The organism is Bradyrhizobium sp. NBAIM08, from assembly GCF_020193935.1.
GTDB lineage: Bacteria > Pseudomonadota > Alphaproteobacteria > Rhizobiales > Xanthobacteraceae > Bradyrhizobium > Bradyrhizobium yuanmingense.
The window spans coordinates 1-395 of sequence record NZ_JADYVR010001103.1; the positions used below are offsets into that span (position 1 = coordinate 1).

General features: G+C 50.6%; 1 pseudogene. It reads right to left on the minus strand.

Annotated elements, in window-relative coordinates:
- A pseudogene (locus I6F37_RS43670) lies at positions 1 to 335 on the minus strand (hypothetical protein); the annotation flags it as partial.
- Positions 336 to 395: the final 60 nt, after the last annotated feature.

The window sequence follows — 395 nt, forward strand, 5'->3', positions numbered from 1 at the left end:
GTCGAAGGGTCCCTCTTATAATCCTCGATCAAACCGCGTAGGATGTCGCCAAATTGTTTTCGATTAGCTAATCCCGTTAGTGAGTCGTGCAGAGCGGCATGCTGAAAGTCTTTTTCACTCTTTCGAAGGGCGACGTTGGCCCTTTCTTCCTTATCCAGCGAAACGCTTAGCTGCGAAGCGTGGCGTTCGGCCTCGACGCGTCTTTCGCGTTCGGTCTCTGCAATTTCGCGTTCGGCTTCTTCTACCTGGGCAATTGCGGAGTTTATTTCATTAATAGACTGCCTATAGTTCAGAAAAGCCACGCCGATCGCGATAAGGGCAATGACCGCGGTCATTAGATCACCGTAATTGATGACCTTGAATATTATCCCGGCAAGACCGGCCCCTACGATCTG